This window comes from Streptomyces sp. SID5910 (assembly GCF_009862125.1).
In the GTDB taxonomy this organism is placed as follows: Bacteria; Actinomycetota; Actinomycetes; order Streptomycetales; family Streptomycetaceae; genus Streptomyces.
Genome location: NZ_WWHX01000236.1, coordinates 1 through 3,835, shown reverse-complemented (window position 1 = coordinate 3,835; position 3,835 = coordinate 1). Strand labels below are relative to the sequence as shown.

General features: G+C 70.0%; 5 protein-coding genes. 1 reads left to right on the top strand and 4 read right to left on the bottom strand.

What is annotated here, in order from left to right; translation table 11 throughout:
* Nucleotides 1-74: 74 nt before the first annotated feature.
* Together pitH and GTW67_RS08560 are read right to left on the bottom strand one after the other, a co-directional pair.
* On the bottom strand, nucleotides 75-1,073 hold the full coding sequence (pitH, locus tag GTW67_RS08565) for a low-affinity phosphate transporter PitH (protein WP_161164208.1): 999 nt from the start codon (nucleotides 1,071-1,073) through the stop codon (nucleotides 75-77).
* 7 nt (nucleotides 1,074-1,080) lie between these two features.
* Nucleotides 1,081-1,701: a DUF47 domain-containing protein gene (locus GTW67_RS08560; protein ID WP_003974832.1), complete on the bottom strand. Its 621-nt coding sequence runs from the start codon at nucleotides 1,699-1,701 to the stop codon at nucleotides 1,081-1,083.
* 227 nt (nucleotides 1,702-1,928) lie between these two features.
* Here GTW67_RS08560 and GTW67_RS08555 point away from each other — a divergent pair, with 227 nt between their 5' ends.
* Nucleotides 1,929-2,306 (top strand): metal-sensitive transcriptional regulator, encoded by a 378-nt coding sequence (locus GTW67_RS08555; RefSeq protein ID WP_161164207.1) that lies wholly within the window; start codon nucleotides 1,929-1,931, stop codon nucleotides 2,304-2,306.
* An 11-nt stretch (nucleotides 2,307-2,317) separates the two neighbouring features.
* Here GTW67_RS08555 and GTW67_RS36895 read toward each other — a convergent pair whose 3' ends face one another.
* Nucleotides 2,318-2,497, bottom strand: coding sequence for a hypothetical protein (locus tag GTW67_RS36895; RefSeq protein ID WP_346010602.1), 180 nt, complete (start codon nucleotides 2,495-2,497; stop codon nucleotides 2,318-2,320).
* A 68-nt stretch (nucleotides 2,498-2,565) separates the two neighbouring features.
* Entirely contained in the window at nucleotides 2,566-3,441 is an 876-nt protein-coding gene (locus GTW67_RS08550) for an SCO4651 family lipoprotein (protein ID WP_161164209.1), read from the bottom strand.
* Between the last annotated feature and the right edge of the window lie 394 nt (nucleotides 3,442-3,835).

Below are 3,835 nucleotides of genomic sequence, written 5' to 3'. Positions count from 1 at the left end.
GCCGCTGGGGCGGCACGGGTGGGCGCAGCGGCACCTCGTAGCGCCGAGCCGCGCAAACCCACCCCCAGGCCGCGCTACAGGAACGCCAGATCCACCAGCCAGTAAGAACACGCGGCCACCACCGCAGCCGCAGGCATCGTGATGAACCACCCCAGGATGATGTTCTTCGCGACCCCCCACCGCACCGCGTTGACCCGCTTCGTCGCCCCCACACCCATGATCGCCGACGTGATCACATGCGTCGTCGAGATCGGCGCGTGGAACAGGAACGCCGACCCGAACATGATCGACGCCCCCGTCGTCTCCGCGGCGAACCCCTGCGGCGGATCCAGCTCGATGATCTTCCGCCCCAGCGTCCGCATGATCCGCCAGCCACCCGCGTACGTCCCGAGCGACAGCATCAGCGCGCAGGCGATCTTCACCCACACCGGGATCGGATCGCCGTAGTCCTCGACGTCGGCGATGACCAGCGCCATCACCACGATGCCCATGGTCTTCTGCGCGTCCTGGAGACCGTGTCCCAGCGCCATGCCCGCCGCCGACACCGTCTGCGCGATACGGAAGCCGCGCTTGGCCTTGTGGGGGTTGGACCGCCGGAACATCCACATGATCGCCGTCATGACGAGATAGCCGACGACCAGACCGATCACCGGCGACACGAACATCGGAATGACGACCTTGTCGACGACCCCGTGCCAGTACACGGTCGTACTGCCCGCGAGCGCCGCGCCGACCATGCCGCCGAACAGCGCGTGCGAGGACGACGAGGGCAGGCCGAAGTACCAGGTGATGAGGTTCCACACGATGGCGCCGATGAGCGCCGCGAAGAGGATGCCCATCCCCTTCGACCCCTCGGGCGTCTCGATCAGCCCCTCGCTGACGGTCTTGGCGACCCCGGAGCCGAGAAAGGCACCGGCGAGATTCATCACGGCGGCCATCGCGAGCGCCGCCCGAGGCGTCAGCGCCCGCGTCGACACGGACGTCGCGATCGCGTTCGCCGAGTCGTGGAAACCGTTGGTGTACGTGAAGAAGAGCGCGACCCCGATGGTCACGATCAGAGCGAAGGTGTCCATGAAGGGGTCAGGACTCCTTGACCGCGATGGTCTCCACCGTGTTCGCGACGTGCTCGAACGCGTCGGCAGCCTCTTCGAGCACGTCCACGATCTGCTTCAGCTTGAGCACCTCGATGGCCTCGTACTTGCCGTTGAAGAGGTGCGCGAGCAGCTTGCGGTGGATCTGGTCGGCCTGGTTCTCCAGCCGGTTGACCTCGATCCAGTACTCGGTGAGGTTGTCCATCGTGCGCAGGTTCGGCATGGCCTCGGCGGTCAGCTCGGCGGCCCGCGCCAGCACCTCGATCTGCTGCTCGACGCCCTTGGGCAGCTCCTCGACGTTGTAGAGGACGACCAGGTCGACGGCCTCCTCCATGAAGTCCATGATGTCGTCGAGGGAGGACGCGAGGTTGTAGATGTCCTCGCGGTCGAAGGGCGTGATGAACGAGGAGTTCAGCTGGTGGAAGATCGCGTGCGTGGCGTCGTCACCCGCGTGTTCTGCGGCCCGCATACGCTCTGCGATCTCGGCCCGGGCGGATGCGTCCGCCCCGAGCAGTTCCATCAGGAGCTTGGAGCCCGTGACGATGTTGTCCGCGGATGCGGCGAACATGTCGTAGAAGCTCGTCTCCCTGGGGGTCAGACGAAAGCGCACGTGGGGTCCTCGGGATGCATCGGTTTCGGTCAGGCTGATGCTAGGCGCATCATCCGGCCACGGCTAACGGGCCGTCCCCCAGTGTCGCCCATGAGGCACAGTGATGAGCAGGGGGGCGACCCGGGGCCGCGCTCCGGGCTGCGTCCAGGGCTCCCCTACCCCGTAAAATTCGGTACCATATACCCACCAGGGGTATATGTCCGCAAACTGTCCCACAGGAGGACGCGATGACGACCACCGAGGCCGGCGCAGGCGCGCCCTCCGCCACCGTGGACACGGTGGAGACGGACGGTACGGACGTCGTCACGGACCACGACCGCGGCGTGCACGGCTACCACAAGCAGAAGGACGAGCACCTCAAGCGGCTGCGCCGCATCGAGGGCCAGATCCGCGGCCTCCAGCGCATGGTCGACGAGGACGTCTACTGCATCGACATACTCACCCAGGTCTCCGCCTCGACCAAGGCCCTCCAGTCTTTCGCCCTCCAGCTCCTGGAGGAGCACCTGCGCCACTGCGTCGCCGACGCGGCCGTCAAGGGCGGCGCGGAGATCGACGCGAAGGTGGAGGAGGCGACGAAGGCGATCGGCCGCCTGCTGCGCACCTGAGCCGGCCCCGCCTACTGGTCGGCGCCGGAACCGCGCTCCTCGGCGACCCGCAGCACCTCGTCGATGCTCTCCAGACTGAGCCGCTCCCGGGCGGCCGAGGCCGCGATGATCAGCTCTCCGCAGAGCTCTATCTCGGCGAGTGCCACGTGGTCCTGAACTGCCGTACCGCCGACCGGAGCCACGCGCGTCACCTCGTCTCTGCCGTCACCGGCTTCCTAGAGTAGGGAGCGGCCTACGCACCGCGCATGGCACGGAAGGGCTAGTTCTTGCCGCCCACGCCGGTCCCCGCCCCCTCGGCGATCTTCCCGGCGTAGATGTCGTCCTCCTCGGGCAGCCGTACGCGCACGGCGGCGCCGAAGTCGTAGAGCAGTGTCGTCGAGGCGACGGCCACGGTGCCCTCGCCCTGCCCGTTGGCGAAGCTGAACCGGTGCCGGACCTTGCGGATGCGGCCCGCGTCGTCGAGATAGACGTCGAAGGGCACCTCGACGGTGGCGAAGCCCTCGGCCGCCGCGGCCAGCGCGTTCCGGTTGCCGTCGGAGGCGGCCCGCGCCGCCCGGGCGAGATCGGCGGTCCCCCGGTAGTGCCGTACGGCGGTCCCCGCGACCTCGGTGCGCCCCACGTACGTCGCCGTCCGCGTCCCCCGCAGCACCTCGGCGGCGGCGAACGGATCGGTCGCCCCGCCGGTCACGAGGTTCCCGTCGGACAGCGAGGCGGTCTGGACCCGCACCCACTTGTCGTCGGGCACGCCGGCGCCCCGGTTCTTCATGAACAGGGCGCCGGGCGCCAGCAGCTCGGTGATCGGCCGGTGCCCGCTCGTGCCGGCGGGGTCCTGCGGCAGCCGCACCTTCAGCCTGCCGAGCCGCTCGCGGAAGTCGTACACACCCTCGCCGCGGATGGTCACCCGCGTCCCGCCACTCGCCATCTCCATGGCGGTGCGGGTCCTGGAGCTGCCGGCGGCCACCAGACGGTCCGCGGCGCGGTGCAGTACGCGGACGGGATCGCCGGGCCGGGCGTCCTGCACGGCGGCCCCCTGCCCGGAGCACCCGGCGGCGGCCAGCCCCACGCCGACCACGGCCCCGGCGACGGAGGCCGCGCCCGCCCTCCTGCCCCGCCGCTCCCTCTCCCGCCCGACCATCGCCACCTACCCCAGCCGACACGGCCCGTCCCGGACCCCCTGCCGTCCCGGTTAACGACGGGTGGGCGACGCCGGTAACGTTGTGGCCGTGGCTCAGCAGGACGCTAGCGAAGCTCCCCAGGACATCCCGGAACACCTCACGTCCACGGTCGAACAGGGCGCCTTCTGCATGGCCCGCTGCACCTGCGGCTGGCGAGGCCCAGCCCGCAGAGCCAGAAGCCAGGCCCGCACAGACGCCAACGCCCACCCCACCTCGTAGCCGCGGCGCCCCACCACCCAGCCCCGCTAGCTGCGGGCAGCGTCACCCACCCCCGCCCCGCCATCCCGCCCTAGCTGCGGGCCGCTACGTGGCCGCCCCAGCTGCGGGCAGCAGTGCCGCTGGGGCGGCACGGGT